This is a genomic window from Fischerella sp. JS2 (assembly GCF_032393985.1).
GTDB lineage: Bacteria > Cyanobacteriota > Cyanobacteriia > Cyanobacteriales > Nostocaceae > Fischerella.
Genome location: NZ_CP135918.1, coordinates 5,476,351 through 5,500,876, shown reverse-complemented (window position 1 = coordinate 5,500,876; position 24,526 = coordinate 5,476,351). Strand labels below are relative to the sequence as shown.

22 protein-coding genes, 1 pseudogene and 1 CRISPR repeat array are annotated in these 24,526 nt (G+C 41.2%); of the genes and pseudogenes, 17 read left to right on the top strand and 6 right to left on the bottom strand.

Annotation, left to right across the window (positions count from 1 at the left end; all coding sequences use genetic code 11):
- The first annotated feature begins 120 nt into the window (after window positions 1–120).
- From RS893_RS23395 to RS893_RS23385, 3 genes are all read left to right on the top strand, one after another.
- Window positions 121–363, top strand: a complete 243-nt coding sequence (locus tag RS893_RS23395) for a hypothetical protein (RefSeq protein ID WP_315788078.1) — start codon at window positions 121–123, stop codon at window positions 361–363.
- A 302-nt stretch (window positions 364–665) separates the two neighbouring features.
- Window positions 666–797: a hypothetical protein gene (locus tag RS893_RS23390; RefSeq protein WP_315788077.1), complete on the top strand. Its 132-nt coding sequence runs from the start codon at window positions 666–668 to the stop codon at window positions 795–797.
- 181 nt (window positions 798–978) lie between these two features.
- Entirely contained in the window at window positions 979–1,197 is a 219-nt protein-coding gene (locus RS893_RS23385; protein ID WP_315788076.1) for a dodecin family protein, read from the top strand.
- A 135-nt stretch (window positions 1,198–1,332) separates the two neighbouring features.
- Here the strand turns inward: RS893_RS23385 and RS893_RS23380 are convergent, their stop codons facing one another.
- Window positions 1,333–2,526, bottom strand: coding sequence for a WYL domain-containing protein (locus tag RS893_RS23380; RefSeq protein WP_315788075.1), 1,194 nt, complete (start codon window positions 2,524–2,526; stop codon window positions 1,333–1,335).
- A 177-nt stretch (window positions 2,527–2,703) separates the two neighbouring features.
- Between RS893_RS23380 and csx18 the strand changes: the two genes are divergently transcribed.
- The 13 genes from csx18 to RS893_RS23315 all read left to right on the top strand — a co-directional run bounded on the left by csx18 (window position 2,704) and on the right by RS893_RS23315 (window position 15,616).
- The gene (csx18, locus tag RS893_RS23375; protein ID WP_315788074.1) at window positions 2,704–2,997 is read left to right on the top strand and encodes a CRISPR-associated protein Csx18; all 294 of its coding nucleotides are present in this window, start codon (window positions 2,704–2,706) and stop codon (window positions 2,995–2,997) included.
- A gap of 24 nt (window positions 2,998–3,021) precedes the next feature.
- Window positions 3,022–4,014, top strand: a complete 993-nt coding sequence (gene cas1 / locus RS893_RS23370) for a CRISPR-associated endonuclease Cas1 (protein ID WP_315788073.1) — start codon at window positions 3,022–3,024, stop codon at window positions 4,012–4,014.
- 12 nt (window positions 4,015–4,026) lie between these two features.
- Window positions 4,027–4,308, top strand: coding sequence for a CRISPR-associated endonuclease Cas2 (gene cas2, locus RS893_RS23365; RefSeq protein WP_315788072.1), 282 nt, complete (start codon window positions 4,027–4,029; stop codon window positions 4,306–4,308).
- A gap of 187 nt (window positions 4,309–4,495) precedes the next feature.
- A CRISPR array of direct repeats spans window positions 4,496–5,338; the repeat unit is 36 nt; unit sequence CTCCCCACTCGCTGGGGAAACTAATTGAATGGAAAC.
- A 195-nt stretch (window positions 5,339–5,533) separates the two neighbouring features.
- Window positions 5,534–7,108 carry a type III-B CRISPR-associated protein Cas10/Cmr2 gene (locus tag RS893_RS23360; RefSeq protein ID WP_315788071.1) on the top strand — a complete coding sequence of 525 codons (1,575 nt, stop codon included), beginning with the start codon at window positions 5,534–5,536 and terminating at the stop codon, window positions 7,106–7,108.
- Window positions 7,036–8,496: a type III-B CRISPR-associated protein Cas10/Cmr2 gene (gene cas10 / locus RS893_RS23355; RefSeq protein WP_315788070.1), complete on the top strand. Its 1,461-nt coding sequence runs from the start codon at window positions 7,036–7,038 to the stop codon at window positions 8,494–8,496. Before RS893_RS23360 ends, cas10 begins: the two co-directional genes overlap by 73 nt.
- A gap of 3 nt (window positions 8,497–8,499) precedes the next feature.
- Complete coding sequence (locus RS893_RS23350; protein ID WP_315788069.1) at window positions 8,500–8,841, top strand: four helix bundle protein; 342 nt, start codon at window positions 8,500–8,502, stop codon at window positions 8,839–8,841.
- A 96-nt stretch (window positions 8,842–8,937) separates the two neighbouring features.
- A complete protein-coding gene (locus RS893_RS23345) occupies window positions 8,938–10,074 on the top strand; it encodes a type III-B CRISPR module-associated protein Cmr3 (protein ID WP_315788068.1) in 1,137 nt (378 codons plus the stop codon).
- A 71-nt stretch (window positions 10,075–10,145) separates the two neighbouring features.
- Window positions 10,146–10,763 carry an RAMP superfamily CRISPR-associated protein gene (locus tag RS893_RS23340; RefSeq protein ID WP_315788067.1) on the top strand — a complete coding sequence of 206 codons (618 nt, stop codon included), beginning with the start codon at window positions 10,146–10,148 and terminating at the stop codon, window positions 10,761–10,763.
- Between the two features lie 121 nt (window positions 10,764–10,884).
- Window positions 10,885–11,576, top strand: a protein-coding gene (locus tag RS893_RS23335) for an IS1 family transposase (RefSeq protein ID WP_315784082.1) whose coding sequence is annotated in 2 segments (ribosomal slippage) — window positions 10,885–11,209 and window positions 11,209–11,576 — 693 coding nt in all. Because the reading frame shifts where the segments join, the coding sequence is not laid out codon by codon here.
- A gap of 71 nt (window positions 11,577–11,647) precedes the next feature.
- Complete coding sequence (locus RS893_RS23330; protein ID WP_315788066.1) at window positions 11,648–11,791, top strand: hypothetical protein; 144 nt, start codon at window positions 11,648–11,650, stop codon at window positions 11,789–11,791.
- Window positions 11,792–11,802: 11 nt separating this feature from the next.
- Complete coding sequence (locus RS893_RS23325) at window positions 11,803–12,300, top strand: hypothetical protein (RefSeq protein ID WP_315788065.1); 498 nt, start codon at window positions 11,803–11,805, stop codon at window positions 12,298–12,300.
- Window positions 12,300–14,015, top strand: coding sequence for an RAMP superfamily CRISPR-associated protein (locus RS893_RS23320; RefSeq protein ID WP_315788064.1), 1,716 nt, complete (start codon window positions 12,300–12,302; stop codon window positions 14,013–14,015). The genes RS893_RS23325 and RS893_RS23320 overlap by 1 nt, the downstream gene beginning before the upstream one ends.
- 47 nt (window positions 14,016–14,062) lie before the next feature.
- Complete coding sequence (locus tag RS893_RS23315) at window positions 14,063–15,616, top strand: hypothetical protein (RefSeq protein ID WP_315788063.1); 1,554 nt, start codon at window positions 14,063–14,065, stop codon at window positions 15,614–15,616.
- Window positions 15,617–15,713: 97 nt separating this feature from the next.
- Here the strand turns inward: RS893_RS23315 and RS893_RS23310 are convergent, their stop codons facing one another.
- Window positions 15,714–20,291: a PAS domain S-box protein gene (locus tag RS893_RS23310; RefSeq protein WP_315788062.1), complete on the bottom strand. Its 4,578-nt coding sequence runs from the start codon at window positions 20,289–20,291 to the stop codon at window positions 15,714–15,716.
- A 47-nt stretch (window positions 20,292–20,338) separates the two neighbouring features.
- Window positions 20,339–20,626, bottom strand: coding sequence for a helix-turn-helix transcriptional regulator (locus tag RS893_RS23305; protein WP_315788061.1), 288 nt, complete (start codon window positions 20,624–20,626; stop codon window positions 20,339–20,341).
- Window positions 20,627–21,053: 427 nt separating this feature from the next.
- On the opposite strand from RS893_RS23305, the pseudogene RS893_RS23300 reads away from it, so the two are divergent.
- A pseudogene (locus RS893_RS23300) lies at window positions 21,054–21,428 on the top strand (hypothetical protein).
- A gap of 174 nt (window positions 21,429–21,602) precedes the next feature.
- Here the strand turns inward: RS893_RS23300 and RS893_RS23295 are convergent.
- From RS893_RS23295 to RS893_RS23285, 3 genes are all read right to left on the bottom strand, one after another.
- The gene (locus tag RS893_RS23295; RefSeq protein ID WP_315788060.1) at window positions 21,603–22,172 is read right to left on the bottom strand and encodes a Uma2 family endonuclease; all 570 of its coding nucleotides are present in this window, start codon (window positions 22,170–22,172) and stop codon (window positions 21,603–21,605) included.
- A gap of 409 nt (window positions 22,173–22,581) precedes the next feature.
- Complete coding sequence (locus tag RS893_RS23290) at window positions 22,582–23,121, bottom strand: hypothetical protein (RefSeq protein WP_315788059.1); 540 nt, start codon at window positions 23,119–23,121, stop codon at window positions 22,582–22,584.
- Between the two features lie 21 nt (window positions 23,122–23,142).
- Window positions 23,143–24,423: an acetyltransferase gene (locus tag RS893_RS23285; RefSeq protein WP_315788058.1), complete on the bottom strand. Its 1,281-nt coding sequence runs from the start codon at window positions 24,421–24,423 to the stop codon at window positions 23,143–23,145.
- Window positions 24,424–24,526 lie beyond the last annotated feature (103 nt).

Here is a 24,526-nt window from a genome sequence, read left to right as displayed (position 1 = left end):
TTTGCTGACAGCTCATCGATGAGAATAACCACGACGGATGCTGGTGAAGTTTTAGCTTCGCGCATCCGTTTTTTGTCTCTAGCAACCAACAAAGCAAATTAATCACTGGGAGAGGAAAAAGTGAATTTACCAAACAATCAATTCTTTGGGTATTTTACTTATTTAGCTTTGCTCACCATCGTTTTAGCAGTATTAGCAAAATTTGATAGAAGCGTCACCGTGCAAGTCACACCTTTAAGCTTACGAGTGGAAATCAATGATCCTTTTGCTGGGTGTGCAATTGAGTTTTTGTCAACTGTAAGACAAATTGAATCACCTACGCTCCATATTGGAGTTCATAGCCATGACCACAAATCAGTATAGTCCTCTGTTCAAATTGACTGTTAAGTTCCTCAAATATTTCTTGCTAGCAATATTTGCCTTTGTGATCACCTGCATTCTATCAATGAGTTTTGGGGCTTTGGATTTTGTCGCAGCACTGCTACCGTTTATAGGCAATTGGTTTTATAAGCTGGGAGTTATTCTGTTGTGTTTGATGACAATAACAGTAATCTTAGAATCCCTACGTTAAATATGACTCAAAGCCCTGTAGCAGGACTTTCCTCTAAGAAAGCCCTAGTCATGAAATCGGATGTTGGGTGTGGTGAAATCAGAGGTGATAAACCTTGGCTCTAGTTAGCAAACTCAGTAGCGATCGCACCACCGTCCAGCTAGTCTTAATACTCTCTCAAAAACTTTTTGCAATACAACCAGGGAAACTGCCCTATGGTAGAGGAAAAGTCAATTCTGCTCTGTAGAAATTGAGAGTTAGAACGAACAACTCAGGAGAACGGAGAACATTAACAAGATATAAAGTTGTTGCTGCTATCCTTAGGATTAAAGTGCAACCGTGCAGGTTATTTTCTACCAACCCCATCCAACAAACAGAAACAATGCTGCTGAGTGAGCAGATCACAAATGTAATAAAGGAGACTATTCATGTCAGTCGCTAAAGTGATCGAAATTGTAGCTTCTTCTGAAAAAAACTTTGATGATGCAGTGCAACAGGGTTTAGCAGAAGCGGCGCTGACGTTGCGTGGTATTAGCGCTCTTGAAATAACTAACTGGACTGCTGATGTTGAGAACAATCAGATTGTGCGCTACAAGGTGACAATGCATATTGCTTTTAAGGTCGAACATAATACAACCACCCCTTGATGAGCTACGTGATTTATTCTTAAGTAAATACTTGACCGTGAATTAGCTTTCGATATGGAAGGATATTAAGGAAAAGTCTAAACTTTAGTGTTTATTTATACAGTTTTAGCTTAGTCTTAAGAGTTTTCACCGAAATCACAATCTCACATATCGGTCAACTAAAGCTTGTGCTGCTTGATAGTGCTTCTCTAGTAATTGAGGAGGAGAAAGTACCTGCACTTTATCCATATAACGATTCACCCAGATACTAAACTCATCTAATGAACGAGGTGGGAGGGGAACTGCATAATCCACATAACAAGGTTTACCTGTAGTTGTATCTACAGAACCGATAGTAATTTTTTGTTTGGGATGACGGCGTTCTCCCTCAACAATAAAAGATGTAACTGGAGGAAAAAAACGTACTTTTACCTTAACAAACTCTAACTTCCCTTCTAATTCCAGCTTTTGCTGTTGTAAATCTCCTAAATATAAACCCCAGCCGTTTTCTAGCAATTGATAGGCTTTGGCTAGGCTATTTCTTTGTGCTTCTAGTCCTCTAGCTAATTGACTTAAAACTACACAGTAGTTCTTAAAGCGATTCAAACGGCCTATAGCTAAATGTGCATTTTCACAATACTCATAGAGTAAATACCAAGCAATATCGTGATAAATAAGTTGTAAAGGTATAACTCGCATGGGGCCGATGCGACTATTGCCGTATAAGTCGCTACCACGAGAAATTTCAATTGCTAATCCCTGACTAATTGCTTTTTCAACTACAAATAATTGATGAAATAAAGTGTCTCGGTTTTCTCCTCGCGCGGTCATTTCTTCAGGGTCTGTGTAAATAATGGCACGGTTGAGATGCTGGCGGACTGGGTAGAAAAATTCTCCTTTTAATTCCATATCCAAACCCCGCAATCTTTTGGAGAGTGTTTGGTAAATTCGTCTGAGTTGAGGATCACCTTGGAATTGGGCTTGTGATGCTAAAGCATTAAATGCTACTTTGAGTTCTTCCGAAGCTAAAGCACCAGTACCAAGGTAGTAACCCCAACGATACATGCGGCGATCTAAAATACCGTAGCGGCGTAGGGTTTCTAAGTCTTTACGGATTGTGGGAATTGCAGGATAACCCGTTGGTAATTCTACACCGCATTCAGCAGCTAATTTTTGTAGGTAGATTTGTACTTGGACTAGTGCATTGTGGTGTTGATGATCTGGAGAATCTGAAGCGGTGAACTCTGGACAACCTATACCTGGATGTTTCAGCAAAGTTGCAATTAGTAACATCAGGCGTTCAAATGCAAGGTTGTCTATGTAAGGATGGGATGGAGGTTTTTTGGACATGTGAAAAAGAAAATATTGTAATCATCAATTTTAGTTTGCTAATAAATTCTTGGATAAAGCTTTTTAGTCAATTTGTATAAAAGTATTTAATTATAGTCTTTTTATGGCTTAAATAAAATTTAAGTAATATCTTAGTTATAAAGACTACAATAAATTATTTAAATTATTTCCTCATCTATGTATATATCGCCTCGTGTTGCCACACTACGTAATGCTTTGGTATCCATATTCAATGGCAGTATTACTTTGATTATTCTGCTGATTGCTCCTTTAGGGTTAGCAGCAGTGATCATCAATACATTATTAGTAACAATAGCTACTTTTTTTGTCGCTACTATTGCTGACAGAGCGATCAGGTGGTTAGAACCAGGACAAAAGGCAGAGTTAATCTCTGCATCTAGACCAAGAAATAAAAATGCCCTTAGTCACCTCTTGTCTTCTATTTTGAGAAATGAGCATCGCAGAGATTAGTAAAGATTAATTAATAAAGTTTAAATGCACACTCTCTACGTTTCTCAACAGAACTGCTATGTCGCCTTGCAACAAGAAAAACTGATAGTCAAACAAGGCGAAACTGTATATGCACAGGTGCAATTGCCATTGTTAGAACAAATTTTGATTTTCGGCAATTCCCAGGTTAGCACCCAAGCAATTCGGGCGTGTTTATGGCAGAACGTTCCTATCGCCTATCTTTCACGTATGGGTTACTGTTACGGTAGGTTATTACCACTGGAACGGGGATATCGCCAATTGTCACGCTATCAACAGCAACTTTCAACAGTTGAACGGCTGATGACTGCACGAGCGATCGCCCAAACTAAAATCAAAAATAGTCGAGTTTTGCTACGGCGACAGAAAAAGCGACTAGAATCAGAAGAATTGGAAAAAACACTGCAAAATCTTGATTATTTGGCTGCTCAAGCTGGTGAGGCTGATAGTTGGGAACGATTATTAGGATTTGAAGGTGCAGGTGCGGCTCAGTATTTTTCAGCTTTTGGCAGGTGTATCACCAACCCAACTTTTGTATTTACTGGGCGTAGTCGCCGTCCTCCGGGAAATCCTGTCAATGCTATGTTGAGCTTTGGTTATCAAGTTCTGTGGAATCATTTATTAGCACTAATTGAACTCCAAGGACTTGATCCTTATTATGCTTGTTTACATCAAGCCCATGATGGTCATGCAGCATTGGCTTCCGATTTAATCGAGGAGTTTCGCGCTCCAATTGTAGATTCTTTGGTATTGTGGCTGATTGATCGTAAAATTGTTGACGCTCAACAAGACTTTGAATATCACAATGGCGGTTGTTATTTAAATGATTCGGGACGGAGGAAATATTTGAAGGCATTTGTTCAGCGTATGGGAGAGGAAATACAAACTGATGCAGGTGATAAACAACCGAAATGGGATTTACTCAACCGACAAATTAAGGTTTTTAAGCAGTTTGTCTACAATCCTAGCCATCATTATCAGCCTTATCGAATTGATTAAAGCCAATCAATCATGTTGTTGTACGTCGTAGCTTATGACATTCCTTGCAACAAACGCCGCAAAAAGGTGTCTGATTTATTGGAAGGCTATGGACAGAGGGTTCAATATTCTGTTTTTGAATGCCAGTTGACTACAGATCAATATAATGAACTTCGCAAGCGGTTAAAGAAACAGGTAAAATTAACAGAAGATAATGTGCGATTTTATCCTTTATCACGGCATACTTTGGCACAAGTGGAAACTTGGGGAGTTGGATCACCTCTGATTGAACCACCTAGCTCTGTGATTATATAAGAGCAAGTACCGAAGTTCAGCCCAAATTCCGCAAATGCCTATTATTTTGTTGTGAACTTCGGTTCTTTATGGGATAAGGGTTTTAGCCTTTTTGGTTGGAGGAATTGAAATGTTTTTGTCTACAAAATATCTGAACTTCGGAAATCGGCTCTGGAAATCTTACCGGGTAACAGTTTAAAATGGGACTCTCCCCACTCGCTGGGGAAACTAATTGAATGGAAACGTAGTGTAGATCGAGCGATCGCAGATGGTGAAGAAGACTCCCCACTCGCTGGGGAAACTAATTGAATGGAAACTCCTCTCGGAAATCCCTCAAAGCGCCGTCGACCTCCCCACTCGCTGGGGAAACTAATTGAATGGAAACTGTACATGATGTTCCGGGAGTGGAAAGAATTAGATTTGCTACTCCCCACTCGCTGGGGAAACTAATTGAATGGAAACATTGCCATTGATCGCAATTGCAAGGACTCATCATCCAACCTCCCCACTCGCTGGGGAAACTAATTGAATGGAAACTCTATTTACGCTAATGGACAGGTTTATGAGCTTACTCTCCCCACTCGCTGGGGAAACTAATTGAATGGAAACGCTCTAATTAATGCAATTAACCTGTTATAGAAGTCATCCTCCCCACTCGCTGGGGAAACTAATTGAATGGAAACGTGGTACAGTTACAGAATTTCCATAATTACCCCAATCACTCCCCACTCGCTGGGGAAACTAATTGAATGGAAACCATTGATTAAATTTACCTCTAACAATGTGATTACCTCCCCACTCGCTGGGGAAACTAATTGAATGGAAACTTAAAACTTGGTGAGGGGTAATTGATCGCTACATATTCTCCCCACTCGCTGGGGAAACTAATTGAATGGAAACCATTATTCATCCGTTTCATAGAATGCGATCGCCTTGAACTCCCCACTCGCTGGGGAAACTAATTGAATGGAAACGAAACCATATTTGGGATTAATTTTGATGGCTTGGTTGAGATCTCCCCACTCGCTGGGGAAACTAATTGAATGGAAACCTCACTGGGGAAACTAATTCAAATGTCAAGAGATAAGAAAATATTGTTGACTATTTTCCCATAGAATCTGAAAGCCTTGCCATTCAACAATCTGAAGCATTTTTTATATATTGTACCGAATATTTACAGAAATTCGACAAAATCAGATAACAATTAATACAATCTAATCTGGAGGTTAAGAAAGGAAAATTACTTGTGTCAGAAGAATATTGGCGAGCGAAAATATGGGGTTTACTCCATGATCCTGTGTTAAAAGCATTGCATAGTAATAGTGGACGTGGGGAAAACAGTTTCTGGCAACAACTAAAGGTAATGCAACCTTGGGTTGAGAAAGGCTGGAATCCAGAAAAATCATGTGGTACAGCACTCAAGCATATCAAGTTAGCTGACTACATTGCTTCAGCAAGCGATCGCGGGGCTATTGGTAGTGTGAGCGCGAGTATCAATTATGGACAGGGTAATAACCGAGAACAGGGGTTAGAAATCTCTCACCTACTATCCGGGGCAAAACGCAATTTTAAAATTAAGCAGCACTCGGAACTGCTAGCGGCAAACCGTAAAAATTACTTAGAATCTAAAGAACAAAAGCTACTGGAAGCAATACCAGTAGAATTAAGGACAGATATTAAAAATATTAGGCTTCTGTTTTGGTGGCTGTGGCGTTGTTTACCAGCCGCAACGTGTAAAGAATTTGGTGATGATGAATCTTTGATGTTGATACCGGCTGAAACCCGCTTACCAGATAGTTCTATTTGGAGTCACGCCAGTATTACGGCTGCTTTGGCTGGTGCTTTGGCTGGCTATGACTTGACAGCCGCAGAGATTGAACATTGGCCAGCTAACAAAACTTCATCTCATCCCTATCTAGCCAGTTTTACATTTACACCTGTACAAGAACTTATTAAAGCCAGTCGCAAAATGCGGGATTTTTGGGCAGGTTCTTGGCTTCTGCACTATCTTTCAGCCAAAATCTGTTGGGAAGTTTCCAAAAAATACGGCCCTGACTGCTTTCTTTATCCCAGCCTTTACCAACAGCCATTAATAGACCATTGGTTATTAAAGGAATTTTCTAAGTTGGGGTTTGATAAATGGATAGAAAAACCTAAAGCTAATCAACTCTTAACGGCTGGTTTTCCTAACGTGTTGGTGTTAGTGCTACCAAAAGATAAAGTGAAAGCTGCCTTGCAATTAGCTAAACAAACACTTTTGGAAGAGTGGGGACGCATTGGTAATTTAGTTTTTGACGAATTACAAACGAAACGCCGTTGGATGCCAGATTTAGCAGCAGATAGCAAAACTTGGCAAGGTTGGTTAGAGTCTCAATGGCAGTTTTATTGGACAGCTTTACCTATAGGTAAAGAGGGAGAAAATTTAAAAAATGCGGCGATTCCTAAAGAAAGAGAAACAGAATTTTTAGAATGGCTAAATGCCCAAAATAAAGCTTATATAACTAATCAAAAATACAATCTATTTCAAGATAAAGAAATAAATTTCCTCCGGGAAGCATATCAACAGCGTTGGGAAAACCAAAAACGAAAATTTAGCGTCAATGTTGGTTCTTGGTGGGCATCTATTTTTGATGCCAATCGCTATGCTTTAGCAGCTGTTAAAAATGCCCGTAATTGGGAATTACCGACAGCTTTCGGCCCCCGTTCTACGATTTCTGGTATTGGCCCGGTGGTGCATCCTGGTAATGATTGGATTACAGAAGGGAAACGAAAAAGTATTGGGAACACCACGCAGGTTTATTTGATGGTAGAGAACAGTTAAATGCTACTGAAACAGTGAAACGGGTTTTACATAAAATTTTACCCAATTTGTTGCAATTATCTGAAGAGAAAATTGCTGCTTCTTATCCTGATTTAACTTCAGGTGTAGCCGGATATTTAAAAAATAGCGATCGCCAGGAATTAGAAAAGTTTAATCAAGCTTGTAAGGCTGTAAAAAACTTATTAATTAAAGAAAAAAATACTATTCTCGATGTAATTACAGAAAAATGGGGTATTCCTTGGATTGACGAAAATAGGGATGCAGAATTAACACAGTTTCATCCTCGATTATTAAATTCAGGCTGGCTGATAGAAGATTTAGATATCCCTGATGACCAAAGAAACAGTTATCGAAGTCTGATTGAAAAAACCATAACTCAGTATTATCCTGATAAAAATCCTGCTGATTGGTATGTATTGGCTGCGGGTGATGGCGATAGTATGAGTGAATGGTTGCAGGGTATAAAGCTAAAAGAATATCGAGATTATATTCCTTCGCAATTATCGGTATCGCTGGAAAGCTTCCAAAAGTTTTTAGAAGTCAAAAAACGGATGGGGCCATCAACCCATAACGCCCTCAGTCGTGCTTTGTTAGATTTTTCTAATCAATTAGTACCTTATCTAACAGAACAGCGTTATGCTGGACGCTTGATTTATGCAGGTGATGATGATGTTTTAGCCTACAGCAATCTTTGGGAGTGGGATAAATGGCTATGGGATATTCGCCAATGTTTTCGGGGAAGTGAAGACCCCCAAGGGGAATTTGATACTGGTGACGATTATTGGACTGCTAAGGCTATGCTGTCGCAGCAAGTAACCACAAGACCATTATTTACGATGGGGAGGAATGCAACTATTAGCTTTGGGATTATCATTGCACATCATTCTGTACCGTTAGCGATCGCCCTCGAAAATCTCTGGGAAGCTGAGAAAAAGGCGAAGGAACACGAATATCATCATAGCTGTCGTTGTCAAGATAAAAAAGCTTGCTTTAATAAAAAAGACGCTGTAGAAGTGCGGGTGTTATACGGTAATGGCAACATCTTAAAATCCACTGCTAAATTTGATGTTTTCCATCAGTGGCAGAAATTAATTACAGACAAAGAATTAGACAATGCCATTTTTGAACAAGCCGCCAGCCTTTGGAATCAACACCCAGCACCGAGTCTAGAGGCGATTTTACCTTGGACAAAAGCATTTTGCGATCGCCGTGATCAATTCCAAGGAGATAAAACAGCAAAAACCCAGTTTCAAGCAAATTTAGCTGATTTTCTCCGAGGTTTAGTTCTCACTACTAAAGAAAAAGACCTAGACAATGAAATTCAAAATTGGTTAAAACTTGCAGCTTTTATCAAACGCAACCGAAGAATTATGAATTATGAATTATGAATTATGAATTATGAAAGGCAAGAGGGAGTGATGAGTGAGGAAAATATAAAAACTTGGGATATTCGAGATAGGTCTTTTGAATATGCGTTGAGAGCAATTAAATTATTTGAGTTTTTGCAGGAAGAAAAATATGGTGCGGGTTACATAATCGGAAAACAATATTTGCGTTCAGCTACTTCTATTGGCGCTAATATTCAAGAAGCTCAATCTGGTGAGAGTAAAGCTGATTTCATCCATAAGTTTAGTATCGCTCAAAAGGAAGCAAGAGAAAGTTTATATTGGCTACGTTTATTAGTTAAATCGGCAATTGTTTCCAGCGATCGCTTGACAGATTTGATTCAATAAACCTAAGAACTAATTGCCATTATCACCAAAATCATTATTAACATCCAAAAAAACAAATAATCACAACTCATACCCCATTCATAATTTATAATTCCTATGTATTGGTATAAACTCACGCCATTAGATATCTTAATGCTCAGAGATGCCAAACCATTTTCACCACAAGAAAGGGCTTGGGCAGGTAGTATTTTTCCTCCCAATGGTCATACTATTGTTGGGGCATTGCGGGAATTATTAGGGGAGAAACAAAACTTCAATATTATTGGGCCGTTTCTGTGTTATGAAAACAACGGAAATAGCTTATATTTTCCCCGTCCATTAGGTTTTGTGAAATCCACACCTCTGGTTCCTTTAGCATGGGAAACTAAATCTCATTTACATAACGTTGTTTTCCGCGATGAAACTCAACCTTGTCCTTTAGTTAAACCTGTTAACTCACCACCAGAAGATGAGGAAGATGATGTAATAAAATGCGACGGTTCAGAATTGAAATTTAGACAATATCTGCCATATTCAGTAGTCAAAACATATATAGAAACGGGAAAGATAGAGAAAGATGATTGGCAAGTAATCTCTGGGAGTTATGAAGACCAACCTTGGACAATAGAAACGCGATCGCACAATAGTATTGAACCAGGAACAAAGCAAGTCAAAGATGCTGATGGTTACTTTGTCGAAAATGCAATTCGTCTCCATGCTGGCTGGAGTTTAGCAATTGGCATAGACAAAAACATCGAGACTCCAACAACTTTACGATTAGGAGGAGAAGGACATCGGGCTATTTTACAACGTTGTGATGAATTATGCGAACAATGGTCAAATCTGCAACAAATTTCCCAAGCAAATTTTACATCTGAAGGAAAGTCAATTGCTTATTTAATCACTCCCGGAGTTTTTGAACGCAATCACAAAACCACAATTAATAATTCCCTCTGTCGTGCTTATCCGTGGGAATGGAAATTAGCGCATACTGTGAATGAAAATCAAACCCCAGAAGATAGATATTTAGTGAGTATGGCGACAGAGAAACCAGTACCTATTAGTTGCCGATTTCGTGACAAAGATGAAATCAATAAAAGTATTCCTGCACCGCAAGTTTTCGCTGCCCCTCCTGGAAGTTTGTATTATTTAAATCAGCCGCGATCGCTGTTTCAAGATAACGAACAAACTAGGGTAAATAACTGGCGAAAACTCGGCTATTCCGAATTACTGTGGATAAATTATAAATTATGAATTAGAAAGAGCTTAATAGATTTTATTTGTAAATTTTGGAATTTAATTATTTAAATTAAGTGAGAAGAATTATGTCTGATTTTAGAGTTGGTTATATATACAGCCTTGCACCTATTCATTGTGGTGGTGAAGGTGATTTAGGCAACATTTTAGAAATTGCCCGTGAAGTGCATACAAATTTTCCTTATGTTCCTGGTTCATCTCTTAGAGGAACTCTCAGAGATGAAGTCAAGTTACAGGATGAAACAGCAGTCGATATTTTATTTGGTAAAGAGTTAGATAAGCAAGGTCAAATGGGAGTACATCAGGTATGGTTTGGAGATGCACGCTTGTTATGGGTTCCTATGCGAACCATGTCAATGAATGGTGGTAAAGATGTATTTACCTGGGTTAGCTGTCATTCTTTGATTCGCGATCATGCAATCATTACACAGCAAAATTCTGTCATTTTTCCTAACCAAGCTGTAGGTACTTCGGCGGGTACATATCTGGTTGCTGATGCTCAAATTAAAGTCACTCAGATGTCTAATGAGCAAAAACAAGCAACAACCTTAGCTGGAACTTGGCCAAATTCTCTTAAAAGTGCTGTTCAACCGACTTGGGAAAATAATCGCATTGTTTTACCCGATGCTGATTTTCAAGTATTAATGGAACACTCTTTATGGACTCAAGTTCGTAACAAAATTTAAGATGAAACAACAGGTGCTAATCAAGCAGGTTCGGCTGAAGTGTTTTGGACAGATGTATGCATTCCTAGAGACACGATTTTCGGCGTTGCATAATAGCGGTATGAATTGAGGTCAATTAATCATGGAATGTCCACGCTGTGGATCTTGTCATAACCGTAAGAATGGAAAGAAAAGAGGTAAACAGAATCACATTTGCTGTGATTGTGGTCGTCAATTCATTGATGTCTATAAACCACCCAGGGGCTACTCGGATGAAATCAAACAAGAATGCCTAAAAATGTACGTCAATGGTATGGGATTTCGTGGAATTGAAAGGGTGAAAAACGTTCATCATACTACCATTATTCATTGGGTTAAACGAGTGGGTACACAATTGGCGGATACACCAAATTCAAAGGAAATTCCGCAGGTGGGAGAACTAGATGAATTAGAAACATTTATTGGTTCAAAAAAAATAAAATCTGGTTGTGGACGGCGGTAAATCACTTTACTCAAGGTATTCTTGCTTGGGTTTTAGGTGATCGTAGTTCGACTACTTTCCAACAGTTATGGAACATTGTCCAGTGTTGGCAGAGTTATTTTTACGTCACAGATGGATACCCTGTTTACCCTTGTTTTGTTCCTGATGGTGACCAAATTGTGAGTAAGACCTACATGACACGAGTCGAAAATGAAAACACAAGGCTTAGACATTATTTGGCTCGTCTTCATCGTAAAACTTTATGTTATTCCAAAACCGAGGAAATGCTGAGATACTCTGTTCGATTGTTATTGCACTACCTCAAATATCGTTCTGTTCCCTTACCTGCCTAAAACATACCTTTATTCAGCAACGCCCGATTTTCTATTTCTCTTGGGGTTACAGTCTCCTCAAAGATAAACCTGTGAAGCCAGAACAACATGATGTATTAATGAACATTTTGCAGGGGCTTTTTCAAGTTGGTGGTCAAGCCAATGTGGGGCGCGGTTGGGTGCAAGGTTGGACAAATAATGCTACATCACCTGCTCAAGTAAAAGTTGGAGTATAGAGGAGAAAATTATGCCCGATCAATTAAATAAACCTCAAAGACCACAAACAGCAAAAGCTAATTCAATTACGCCACCTACTAAACCAGCTAATATTGATAGTGGTTTTAGTCCTACTCAAGTATTACCAGAACAGATGAGTTTGGTTGCACACGAACATATCCAAACTTATTTAAAAAATCAGCGTAAATCAAACATAGATAAAAATGATCTCACGGCTGTTTTGCGTTTATCGCAGCATTTACGAGTATTTGGCTTGCTGTCTGCGGTTGGTTATGTGAACCAATCTAACGCTCAAGGCGGTGAAGTGCGAGAACGTACAGTTCCTGTTTGGGAATCACTGCTAGGTCAGATGATTAATCAAGCAAATCCTCCACAACGGGAACAACTGATGGCACAAATAGTAGAACTGACTAAACAGCAGCCACAACAATATATGGCTACTTGGCGCAGGTCTTTGATATTAGCTAATCATTGGAATTTCTGGGCTAGAGCTTATCAGGAGGATTAATGTACACTGGTTCTCGATTAATTGAATTGTTAGAGTTACAACATCAAAGGCGATCGCAATCTGGCTTATTCAAAAAAGGTACTTTTACTATCCAGTGGCGTGCTAAAGTTGGTTCTTTTCCTCATCCAGATGTAGAAACTATCGTTTCAGCCGGCGAACCTTGCGGCACATGGCGACCTACTCAAGGACGACCGGAAGATAAACGTAATGTTAATGAAAATTGGGAACGTTTACGAATATTACCTCTGAATGGTTATATTCCTGGTGCTTCTATCAGAGGAATAGTAAGAGCTTGGGCAAAACAACGCCCTGATATTTTACCTAGAATGTATGAACTTTTGGGGTATCAAAACAACGATACAATCACTGCTGGTAAAATTGAATTTCTGGATGCTTGGCCTGATGAACCAACCAAACTGACTTTAGATATTGTTAATCCTCAGCAGGAGTTTCAAGTTTATCATCAAGGACAAGGTATGCCTATATCTCTCTATACCTTGGGCAATGGTAAAGATTATATTCCTGTTACAGTAGCCATTCGCGGCATTCCAGGACGAGCTACCGATGCAGAAGTCAGTGAAGTTTGGGGATGGGTGCAGCAAGCATTGAGTTTATACGGTGTTGGTAGCCGGACGGCTTCTGGATATGGAACACTGAAGTTTTCTGATTCCTTCAGACTAACTCCTGATCCTGATTGTGCAATAAAGCAATTTGACTTTAGTCTCTACAGTCAAGGTAGTGCGGGGCCAAATATGCAAACAATGGAATTGCGCCCTTCCCATTGGCGTGGCTGGCTGAGGTCTTGGATTTTGCGGTTTTTGCTGGGAGTAATGTCTCAGCAAGATGCTAAAAAAACCGTTGGTGAGTTGTTAGGAACCTTAGAACCACAAACCCGTAAAGGTTGTGTACGTTTGCAGATGTTTAAGGGAACAACTTGGGGCGATCGCTCCACCGATCAACCAAGATTTTACGCCTGGAAAGGCAAACTACAAATTAGCGCCCCCAACGACATCTTAAATCAAATTATTCTGCCGATTATGCGATTTGCAGTCATGGTTGGCGGTGTAGGGCGTGGTTGGCGCAGACCGTTGCACATATACTACATGAACAATGGTCATGCAGCTGCACGGGGAACGCTTTTGACCTTAACTCACAAAGTAAGAAATCGAGGTACACAGCAATGGGAAACCAAACCCTACGGTTTACCTTTAAATGCAGCTGCATGGACAAAAGCTTATAGCGATTGGTTAGCAGCAGTTCAACGCCAATGGCCTGATAGAGTTACAGCTGATAACCATAATATTAGCGCCGAAGTTTTCTCACCTAGTACCTGTGCAATCTACGCTGTTCCTGGCCCAGACAGTGAACCAATAGAACGCCGTGAACCTTACTGGAAACAAGCAAACGACGCAGAAGCAACTCGTGGTGACGGGATGTACTTAATTTATCAACAAACTGCACCACGAAATTACAAGCGCAATCTTGATATTGGCGGGAATGCAGGTGTAGGTAATGCTTCTTGTTCTTGGGCGAGTATCAAGCGGGTAAATATTCCCAACAAAGAAGAAGAAACAGACTGTCAAGAAATTGTCTGTCTTTTTATGGGCGGACAAACACCAAATTCTGACCATGTGCGATCGCGTTTTCTTCGCGATCTAGGCAAAATGAGTGGTGCTGTGCATGTATTTGGTGTTCAACCTCCCACTAATCCTTAAAAGCGCGATCACACTCCTCGCTAATACTACGCCCAAATTTTTCCTTTATGACAACTATATCAACTGAAACTAATCGCGTAGATACATTAATTATTACTGTTGGTACTCGCCAAGTTGGTTGGCGTTGTCAAGATGGAGTAATTCGTTCTTTTGGTGCTGATGGTAATATTGGCTATCCATGCCACGTCAAAGAACTTTATCAAGAATTAGGAATTGAACGTAGTTTTCACCAAGAAAATGATCTAAATTCTCCTTGGAGTGCTAGAGATTTAGGTAAACGCTATTACGAATACTGTATAGAATGGCTCGGTGGTGACTTTAGTCAAGTTGAACTACTTTTAGACCAAAAAATTATTGAGACGGGTATTAAACTGGGTTTAAAACATATCATTTTATGGGGAACTGACCAACCAGAAAATGTTTCTTGGACTTTTCGCCGATTAGATACTCTTTGGTTAGCACAATTAATGGCAGGAAAAATAAAAAGTATTTTTCCGGATGTGAGAGTAGATGTTCACGCACCAGAGATTAACGCAATTGATAGTAATGCTATTCGTCAAGAACTAGAAATTTTAGTCTTAAAAGAAGCTTTAAATTATTTCTCTCCTTCTGGAGATGAAGAATTTGTATTATGGATACAAAATAAAGGCTGTGCGCCTGCTGTAGCATCCAGTGTAGAAATTTGTGCCGCAGCTTTGGTACGTCAATGTCAAGTTTTTAATGCCAATCCCGATGAACCAGAAGAGTTCTTCCCCAGAATGCCAAATGGTGTTAGAACTGCTGCTCATTCCCAAACCTTTAAACTCATTCCGATGGGGGAGTATTTTTGGTCGCTAGAACGTTTGCGGGTAGTTTCTGCTTGGGAAAGAGGTGATTTTTCAGAAGCCCAAATTTGGTTAAAAGTGCATCAAAGTCGTCATAAGATTATATATAAATTAGCTGGAATTTTATTAAGCTATACCAACTGGGAAACAGATAAATTTATCAAAAATATTAGTGATTGGCTGCGTTATAATAATGTTGCTAAAGCAGTAAATAGCGAACAAATTCAAGCTTGGCAAGACCAATTAAACCAAATTAAATTAGACGATACGAGTAAAGTTTGGGAGTCTACTTTGTTGATTGAACTACCGCTTTATCGTCAAAATTACACTACAGCATTTATTCAATTTGCACATATTTTAGAGCGCCTACTATATATTCAATTTCAAGAAAACAATTGGTTAAATAAGGGATTTTTGACCATACCACCACATCAGGCACATCGAGCAGAGTATGAACCAGCACTGTTTGATTTAATTCAAGCTTGGTGTATATCTCGGAATTTTAATCAAGATAATAGATGGTCTAGATTGTTAGATCGCATTCGGAGAAAACGCAATCAAGTAATTCATTCGAGTGAACCTGTGACATTGAGCGAAATTTGTTCTCTTTGGAATAAAGGTGGTTTATTCTCGGTAAAAGCATCAGAAAATCCAGCAGTTGTCAATGATTTGATGATAGAACTGCTTAAACAAGTTAGCACTGCACCAAACTTAGATCAACTGCTGGTGCGATCGCTTTACAAATGGGCTTTAAAAGTGCTGCAAGAGTCAAGCTAACAATCACCATGTCAGCATACCATTACCCTTGCTGTATGCATCTTAGGAGTATTCATATAATACTGCTGATCCCAGTTTGCTGTTCCAATGCTACTAATTACCACTTCACCAAACTGACAATTGCCTCTACCAACTCCTCTGGAGAGACTGGTTTTGCAATGTGTTTGTGGAATCCTGCTGCTAATGCCTGTTGTTGGTTAATCTCTCCAGCGTAAGCAGTCAGGGCAAGTGCCGGAATTCGTCCTCTGTTTTGCGAAGGTAAACTCCTGACTTGACGCATGAGTTGATAACCGTCCATCTCTGGCATCCCAATATCACTGATTAAAACATCTGGCTTGAATATATGCAATGCTTGCAATGCTTCAACTGCGGATGCTGTTACTCTCACCTGTGCTCCTGTTTGTTGGAGAATGGTGAAAATTAGCTCTCGCATATCGGCTTCATCATCCACGACTAAGATTCGCACATTAGCGAGGGGGGAAGCATCAACCACACTGTTTGCAGACACGGGCGCATATGTTTTTCCTTGGTTCTCATTTTTTGATATTGGCAGAGAAACTGTAAATGTTGCGCCTAATCCTTCTCCGGGACTTTCTGCCTTCACAGTTCCACCATGCAGTTCAGTAAAATACCGGACAATCGCTAGTCCTAATCCCAAACCACCAAATTTTCGGGTCGTTTTGCTATCCTCTTGTCGGAAATACTCAAATACGTGTGGAAGAAACTCTCGATTGATTCCTTTGCCTGTATCTTTAACTTGAATTTGAGCATCAGTGCCAACTTGTTGCAGCCGAATTTCGATTTTTCCTCCAGATGCTGTAAACTTAACCGCATTGGAGAGTAAATTCCATAGAATCTGTTGTAGGCGACCAGAATCACCTAAGATCGGCCCAATATCACCTGCTACAACCTTCTGGATTTTAATGCCTTTGGTCTCGGCTGATAGACGCACAGTTTCTAAAGCTGCATCAATGACTTCCACCAAATTCACTAGGCATATATTCAGCACCATTTTGCCGCGCAAGATACGTGAGATATCAAGTAAGTCGTCAATCAGTTGAGTTTGCAATTTGGCATTGCGCTCGATTGTTTCTAATGCTCGTTTTGCACTTGATTGATCAAATGGGCGAGTTTGCAACAGCTTTGCCCAACCCAGAATTGGGTTGAGGGGCGATCGCAACTCATGGGATAATACTGCTAAAAATTCATCTTTAATGCGATTTGCAGCTTCAGCTTTTTCTCGGGCAGCTTGCTCTTGTTGCAGCAGTTGAATGCGCTGCTGTTCCAGTTGTTTTTGGTCTTCAATATCGGTTGCTGTACCAAACCATTTAATCACCTGGCCTTGCTCATTCTTTAATGGTACTGCTTGATGTAAATGCCAGCGATACACCCCATCGGCTCGGCGTATTCGCCCTTGTGCTTGATAGTAGCTGCCATCTTGTTGGGCGATCGCCCATTTTTGGCTGAGTATGGGTACATCATCAGGATGAACAACGGCTGGCCAGCCGACCGTTTGTGCTTGTGCCAGTGTCAACCCCGTGAAGTTAGACCAGCGTTGGTTGATATCAATCAACACACCCTCTGTATTAGCTGTCCAGACTAATTGGGGAATCGATTCTGCTAAATATCGATAACGTTCTTCACTCTGACGCAAAGCTGCTTCTGAGCGTTTACGCTCAGTGATATCACGAGAAATACACAACAACCGTTCGACTTGTCCATCTGCACCTCTAATTGGAGTTATTTGCACATCCCAGTACTTCGGCTCACCGTTTAAGGTGGGACAATAGCCTTGAAAAGTTCCCACTCCACCTGCTTTAGCTGTGTTGAGTGCTTCTTGGGCTGCTCTTTGGTCAGCTTTTTGCCAAAACTTGACCCATGAGTGACCGATCAGTGAGGCGATGTCATTAGCTCCTAACAATTTCTGACCACCCGGATTCATGTACAAAAGCGAACCTTCCAGATCCAATACCTTAATACAATCCTCAGTACTTGCCAAAATTTGCCGATTAAATGCTTCACTTTGCTGCAACGCTGCTTGGGCTTGTTTGCGATCACTGATGTCAGCGACAATTGACAAACAACTAATCCCAGCTTGCGCTTCATCTACCGGGGCTGACCAGAGTGCCACATCAATAGATAAATTGCCTTTTTTGAGCCGTTGTGTTTCCACTCCTGCTAAAACCTGTCCTTGCATAGTAGCAGCAATATTGTTGAGAAATTCATTGCGTTTGTCGTTGGGAATTATAGGCAAAAACTGTCCCAGTACTTCTTGCTGGCTCCAGCCAAAAATTCGCTCTGCGGCCGGATTCCAAATTTTCACCGTGCCATCTGCTTGCAATCCCATAATCGCTAGGGGACAAGCTTGAATTATCGCCTCTAAAGTCTGGTTGCTCTTGGCTAAAGCAAGTTCAACATGTTTGCGCTCTGTAATATCCAGCGCCATCCCCGTCATGTGCTGGGGCTGTCCGTTGCGATCATCGTAAAATGTTTGCCCGATCGCACTCAGCCAGCGCTCGCCCCGATTTGGGTGGAAAATGCGGAATTCAACATTGAGGTCGGTGCGGTGTGCTAAAGCATTGCGGACTACCTGATCGACGCGATCGCGGTCTTGTTCAACAATTGATAAAAGCCAATTTTCATAGGAGGGTTGAGTAGTTCCTCTATCAAGCCCATACAGGCCGTAGTATTCTTCTGACCAGGTAACTTGGTTGGTGATAATATCCCAGTTCCACACGCCGGCATTAGCAGCTTTTTGGGCAATCCTCAATCGTTCTTCATTTTGATGTATGGTTTCTTCGGCTTGCTGGCGCTGGGTGATGTCGCTGACTAATCCTACAAAGCCTGCAACGTTTCCCTGCTGATCAATGCGAGGAACGTAAGTAGCACTGATAAAGCGTGCGCCTCCATCTTTGTAAGGAATTTTGCTCTCAAAGGTAACTTCTTGCCCTGCCAATACCTGTTCAATGTAAGGACGAATCTTTGCATACGCCGCGTCGCCTAGCACTTCCCACATATGCTTGCCATACACCTGGGAGGCAGGTTTTCCAAACCATTCTTCATATTTTTGGTTATTGAAGCGGTAACGCTGTTGAGCATCAATAAAGGAAATCAGCACCGGGACAGCGTTTGTGATCAGTCGCAGTTCGGCTTCTCGTTGTCGTAGTTCCTCTTCAGCCCGGACTTTTTCGCTGACATCGATCGCCACGCCAGCCAGAAGTTTTTGCCCAGCTGCATTACGAAAGGGGAACTTAAAGGACATATAAATATGTTCCCCATCTTGATGCTGAATGTTTTCCAGTATTTGCATCGGCTGTCCACTGGTTAACACGCTCAGATCATTTGTGGAACACTGCTGGGCAATTGCTGGTGGTAGTAACTCAAAATCCGTTTTACCAAGTAAATCCGATTGTGATCGCCCGTATACCTGCTCTACCCAGGAATTAGCATAAACATATCGCCCAGATTCATCCTTAATAAATGCTGCAACTGGGCTATAGTTCATAAAACTTTGGAACAGTTGTTGACTTTCTTGCAATGCAGCTTCTGTGCGCTTGCGATCGCTAATGTCTCGAAAATACATCGCTAATCCGTCTGTTGAAGGAAATAGCGAAACATCGAGCCAGCGATTCAGGGGAAGCGAAAACGCCTCAAACCTGACAGTTGTTTGCTCTGCCATTGCTTGCTCAAACTGCTGAGCAATGACAGAATTTTGTTGGGTAACTTCGGGGAACACCTCTTGCCAACTTTGACCAAGGAGTTCCTGAGGCGATCGCCCTAGCATCCTAGCAGCTTCCTGATTGACGTAGGTGTAGCGCCAGTCGCGGTCAAAGGCGATGAAGGCATCGGTGATACTTTCCAGAATATGAGAAATGCGTTGATTGGCTGCTTGCAGGGATTGTTCAAATTGCTTGCGCTCTGTGATGTCAAGGGTTACACCAACCATACGTATCAGTGTGCCTTGAGAGTCATACACCAGTTGACCTCGGACAATCAACCAGTGAAGACTGCCATCAGGATGATAACAACGCTCCTCCACCTCATAGTCCGTTCGTTCTTCTATAGAACGTGCGATCGCAGCCTCCACAAGCGGGCGATCATCGGGGTGCAAGGCTGCAAATAAGGTTTCATGCGTAAATTCTGCATCAGGCGGTAAGCCAAAGTTCGCCTTGCATTGATCTGAACAAGTGAGAACTCCCGTTGTCAGATCATGTTCCCAGGAACCAAGCTTTGCGGTTTGCAAAGCAATCCTAAAATGCTGCTGTTGTTGTTGTAGTGCTAATTCTGCTTGTTTGCGGTCAGTAATATCGCTAAAGGAAACCGCTATCCCGTCGTTTAACTTCACAACGACGTTACGAAACCAGCCTGTCAGTTCTTTACTGTCGTAAAACGTCTCAAATGTTGCCGAGACACCAGTTTCGGCGACACTCACGTAGCGAGCAAAAATACCACTAGTTTTACAATCGGGAAACAGGCGCAGTAGGTACTGACCGAGTAACTCCTCTGGTGTACGGTTCACACCTCTAGCAGCGACTGAATTAGTGTATTCGATTTGGAAGTCAGCGATTTCCCCTGCTGCATCTCGGACGCTAGTCAAAATGATGAATCCGTCGGGCGATGCTTCTAGCACCAACCGAAATCTTGCCTCACTCTCTGATAATGGAACTGTTTCCATATTTTCTATAGCACAAGGATGGTTAGAAATCGCACCTTTGACCTCACTTATCGAACGCTTGACTCTGCTTCTGAAAAATATTGTTCTAACAAAATTTGGCTTTGCTCAACAAGCTCAACAACAGGTGAACGGCTTAAGTCGTTGAGCATTGCTTTAATTTGCTTGAGTGCCAGAGGTGAGGGCTGCATGTGACCGTTTTCCCATCGATTAATCGTACTAAAAGCAACTCCTAGTGTTTGTGCAAACTGCTCTTGGCTTAATCCAGTTAACTGCCGTAATTTACGAATCAGATGGCTAACTTCTGGTTGCCCAAACGCAACTGTTTTTTTAACCATGAGAACTCAATAGATGAAGCTATTTGGTATAGCGTCTGCTATATATCTTAATTCTGAGGAGGTGAATTTATAAACCTATCTACCTTAAGAAATAATTGTTGAGGATTTCGGCATTGTCTTGTGATGTTACGCATGACCAAAAAGCTTTGCTCAGGGATGCGATCGCTAATTCTTCTTATGGAGATGTTTTGCGATCGCACTACTAATCAATTAGTGTCGTCTTGCAGTTTTGTATTTGCATTACCGTGTAATGCCAATACGTCGCTGTGTTATGTTAATACGTCGCTGTGTTATGTTAATACGTCGCTGTGTTATGTTAATACGTCGGTCTATAATCTTAACCCACTTTCTCTAAAAATTTCACCTTACTGTTAGATTTATTGTTGCAAAGGGAACATTAAAATTGTACCTTAGTACGTATGCAACAATGCCTATCCAAAATACAACAAACCGTTTGCGCCCTCAAATTATCAGTAAAGATATTGACTCATTGCACGGCTTACAAACCATCAGCACCTACAATACAACCCGTGCTGATGCCTCTGTTGACAGCTTACAGCAAGCTTATCAGGTTATGTTGGCAAAGCAACAAGCCGAAACAGAGAGACTAACTTTATACCGTGCGGCGGCTGATGCTGCTAGATTAGCATAATGGGAATTTCACAATGCTGTATTAGCCATGAAAGAAGTCATACGCGGGCAATATGGCTCAGACAGCGACCAAGCCCAAGCCGTTGGACTCAAGAAAAAATCAGATCGCAAACGTCCTAACCGCAAAAAGCCAGTTGCGGCTGCAAGTTAAATAACTAATAATTGGGCGTTGCTGAATTAGAATATAGACATCCTCTAAATTTGTGTAACGCCCGATCTCCAGCGTTCAAGATGCTAATTTGAGCTTCTGGGATTTCAATTTCTATTTTGTTTCCTGGTAAAACTTTGGTTGTGATATGTAAAGCTGATTGCATAAATTTCCACCCTAAATACTTAAAACATCTTCGTAAATATCTGCCATTGTCAAGCTTAAGCCAACAGAATCTAAACTTAATTCATTCTCTTTGCCTAAAATTTCCAGTAACCAATTGCCTTGAGAAACTTGACGATAAACTTCTACTTTCATGTCATCTTGGGAAACTAATACATATTCCCGTAAACTTTCTAATTCTTGGTAATTAACAAGTTTTTCTCGCTTGTCCGTGACTTCTGTACTTGGTGATAGCACCTCTATAATGAGGCAAGGATAATTTAAAAAATAGCGGTCTTGATCTTGGGAATCGCAAGAAACAACCACATCAGGATAATAAAATATATTGTTATTTTGATTTGCTAATTCTATCCTGACTTTCATATCAGCCATAAACACACTACAGGAACCACCTCGCAAATGTGAACGTAGTCTGCTGGCAATATTTAGTGTAATTGTATTATGTTCCTTGCTACCGCCAGACATAGCAAAGATTTGACCACCAAGATACTCATGGCGAACCTCACTATATTGTTCTAATTGGAGGTATTCATCAATAGTTAGGTAGGTTAATGGTAAAGACATGGTTTGAGTGAAAAAAAATTGAGTTTACTACCAATACTACTCGAAACCATCTCCTTCAATTACTGTTTCCGATTTCCTTACTGATTATACTCTCCCCGTAGTAATAAAAGAGGGATTAGTGTTCTCCAAGCTTTAAGAGAGCGGCTGCGCTGCAAAGAAATCTGGGTAGTGGCGTAAATAGAAAGTTCCTCGTACAGCAAGGAGCTTATTCTCAGTCTGAGCTTGATGCAGCAAAAGCCGCTTACGATGCGCTCGTCGCCCAACCTAATGCAACAGAACACCAAGTGCAGCAATCCAAAACGGAGGTGATTCAAGCACAAGAAAATTTGCACAATGGTGAGGTTAAGTTAGCTTCCACAGTTTGCCCCCGGTCGCAGGTACCTTCACACTACCCCTTACGCCAGAAATATCAGGGATTTACACTGATCTGAGTGCCATTTGTTTCAGACACAGTGGTTGCACCAACTGCCATTACTTGAGACCATTCACTGACACGGTTACTATCTAAAACAGCACGCACTCGATAACCAAGCTGAATCTTGTGTATTAACAAGATTAAATCACGGTTGAGTAATCCTTGTGATTTTTGGTTTTCATTAGATGCAACTTGTAAACGAAAGCAGCGATCACTTTGCCGTTTCAACTTTGGAGATTTCCCCTCCATCAGCACCGTTTGTAGTTCGTACTCTTTAGCTTCGGGATAGGGTTCCCAGCAAAGTTGCCAGTAAGTTGACCAGCGAATTAACTGTGTTGGTAGTTCCTCGACTTCATCGGACAATGTAGAAACAAGGCCGGTGACGGGAGGTTGTACAACTTGAGGCTGATTAGAGGTGATGTCAGCAGCTAAAGATGAACCACTATCAACACTTAATATTAGTCCAAATATCAAAGTGAACAGCACAATCAATCGTAGGCATTTTAATTGTACCGACAATATTTTCCGATTCATAATGATGCAAAAGTCTGTTGTTTACCACTCCACAGGTAAGATAATGCTGCCGTTGTCTGCATAGATCGTTCGAGAACGGATATAAGTTCTGGGAGCTACTGTAGAATTGAAGACAGCACTTCTTTGCCCAACTGCTGAGTTGTTACCGATGCTGGCGCGGAATATAACGGAGTTTGGACCTAACCCAACAGCATTACCGATGCTGGTTTCAGGGCCATTAGCAACACCATTGACAACCTGCCTACCACCATGAACTAGAGCGCGAGGCCCATAACCAATGCCATTACCAAGAGTCAAACTAGTGGTCTCTAAAGCGTGAAATACAACATCATTTGCCATCCCAGCAATTTGTCCAACATTAAAAGGTTCACCCTCGTCAGCACGCAGTGAAATTCTATTAGCTAGTTTGTTTTTGAGCGTTGCTAAAGAATCTTGAAAAGTGATGTTGCCGATAATGCGGTTACGATAGTTTGGATCACGAGTGGCAATTCCACCTATCTGCGGTAGACCTCCGGAGTTAAAAGATGTGACTGGAGCGTAATTTATCCCTTTTACGTTTGACAAGTCTGTTCTGGCCAATTCTGTGTAACCTTTGGCAAATGCCTCATTGACTTCAATGATGCCTTCCATCAATCTAACGTCCGCTTGTGTCAAGTTTGCTACCTTCCCCAAACTGCCACTAGTAGCTTCTAAGTTAGTTGTGACGTTTTTACCTGGCAGGACAACTTTACCAGCAGGTAAGGTAACACCAGGGCCAACCCGCGAGAGAAAGTTGACTACCGTGTTTCTTTCTATAGTTGCACCGTCAATTTCACAGTTGAAAGCAAGAAATGCCTCTGGAATATCGTTGTTGAACTGAGTATTGGTAATCGGGTCGGTAAAAGGCCCGCTTGAGCCTTGAGTACCGATTTTGGCTGCACCTTTGATGGTGGCCATGTGTGCCATAATCACTCGCGGTCCAATCTCCACTCCCGTTCCCGAAGCGATAATTCTCACTTGGTCTTGGACGTTAGAATCTGCCGCGATACTAATAGGGGCATTAGTAGCGTCTAATTTGGCAAATGGGGCGATGTAGACTTTTTCGCCCAAGGTAATATTTGTGGGATTGGTGATTGTGGCAGCGGGGTCAACGAAACTAGCTGACTCTGAAGGTGCTGTACTTGGACATATAGGTAGGTTTCCCACAGTTGGATTACACGTTCCTCCAGCAGCTATTGCGGGTTGTATATATATCTGTGTACTGATGACAGACGCTAGGATAATTGCAGTTAAGACACTAAAAATTGTGCGAGGTTTGAACATGGAAAGAAAACTCCTCATGGGTGATAGAATATTTGGCTATGGGATAATCTGCGTTAATGGATCAAAGATGTATTGAGGTGATCGCAAGCTGAAAAATCATCCA

Excerpts from the sequence above, each read along its gene's own strand:
- RS893_RS23385 (WP_315788076.1), top strand. The coding sequence starts at position 979 with ATGTCAGTCGCTAAAGTGATCGAAATTGTAGCTTCTTCTGAAAAAAAC.
- RS893_RS23380 (WP_315788075.1), bottom strand. The coding sequence starts at position 2,526 with ATGTCCAAAAAACCTCCATCCCATCCTTACATAGACAACCTTGCATTT.
- csx18 (WP_315788074.1), top strand. The coding sequence starts at position 2,704 with ATGTATATATCGCCTCGTGTTGCCACACTACGTAATGCTTTGGTATCC.
- cas1 (WP_315788073.1), top strand. The coding sequence starts at position 3,022 with ATGCACACTCTCTACGTTTCTCAACAGAACTGCTATGTCGCCTTGCAA.
- cas2 (WP_315788072.1), top strand. The coding sequence starts at position 4,027 with ATGTTGTTGTACGTCGTAGCTTATGACATTCCTTGCAACAAACGCCGC.
- RS893_RS23350 (WP_315788069.1), top strand. The coding sequence starts at position 8,500 with ATGAATTATGAAAGGCAAGAGGGAGTGATGAGTGAGGAAAATATAAAA.
- RS893_RS23345 (WP_315788068.1), top strand. The coding sequence starts at position 8,938 with ATGTATTGGTATAAACTCACGCCATTAGATATCTTAATGCTCAGAGAT.
- RS893_RS23340 (WP_315788067.1), top strand. The coding sequence starts at position 10,146 with ATGTCTGATTTTAGAGTTGGTTATATATACAGCCTTGCACCTATTCAT.
- RS893_RS23325 (WP_315788065.1), top strand. The coding sequence starts at position 11,803 with ATGCCCGATCAATTAAATAAACCTCAAAGACCACAAACAGCAAAAGCT.
- RS893_RS23320 (WP_315788064.1), top strand. The coding sequence starts at position 12,300 with ATGTACACTGGTTCTCGATTAATTGAATTGTTAGAGTTACAACATCAA.
- RS893_RS23315 (WP_315788063.1), top strand. The coding sequence starts at position 14,063 with ATGACAACTATATCAACTGAAACTAATCGCGTAGATACATTAATTATT.
- RS893_RS23310 (WP_315788062.1), bottom strand. The coding sequence starts at position 20,291 with ATGGAAACAGTTCCATTATCAGAGAGTGAGGCAAGATTTCGGTTGGTG.
- RS893_RS23305 (WP_315788061.1), bottom strand. The coding sequence starts at position 20,626 with ATGGTTAAAAAAACAGTTGCGTTTGGGCAACCAGAAGTTAGCCATCTG.
- RS893_RS23295 (WP_315788060.1), bottom strand. The coding sequence starts at position 22,172 with ATGTCTTTACCATTAACCTACCTAACTATTGATGAATACCTCCAATTA.
- RS893_RS23290 (WP_315788059.1), bottom strand. The coding sequence starts at position 23,121 with ATGAATCGGAAAATATTGTCGGTACAATTAAAATGCCTACGATTGATT.
- RS893_RS23285 (WP_315788058.1), bottom strand. The coding sequence starts at position 24,423 with ATGTTCAAACCTCGCACAATTTTTAGTGTCTTAACTGCAATTATCCTA.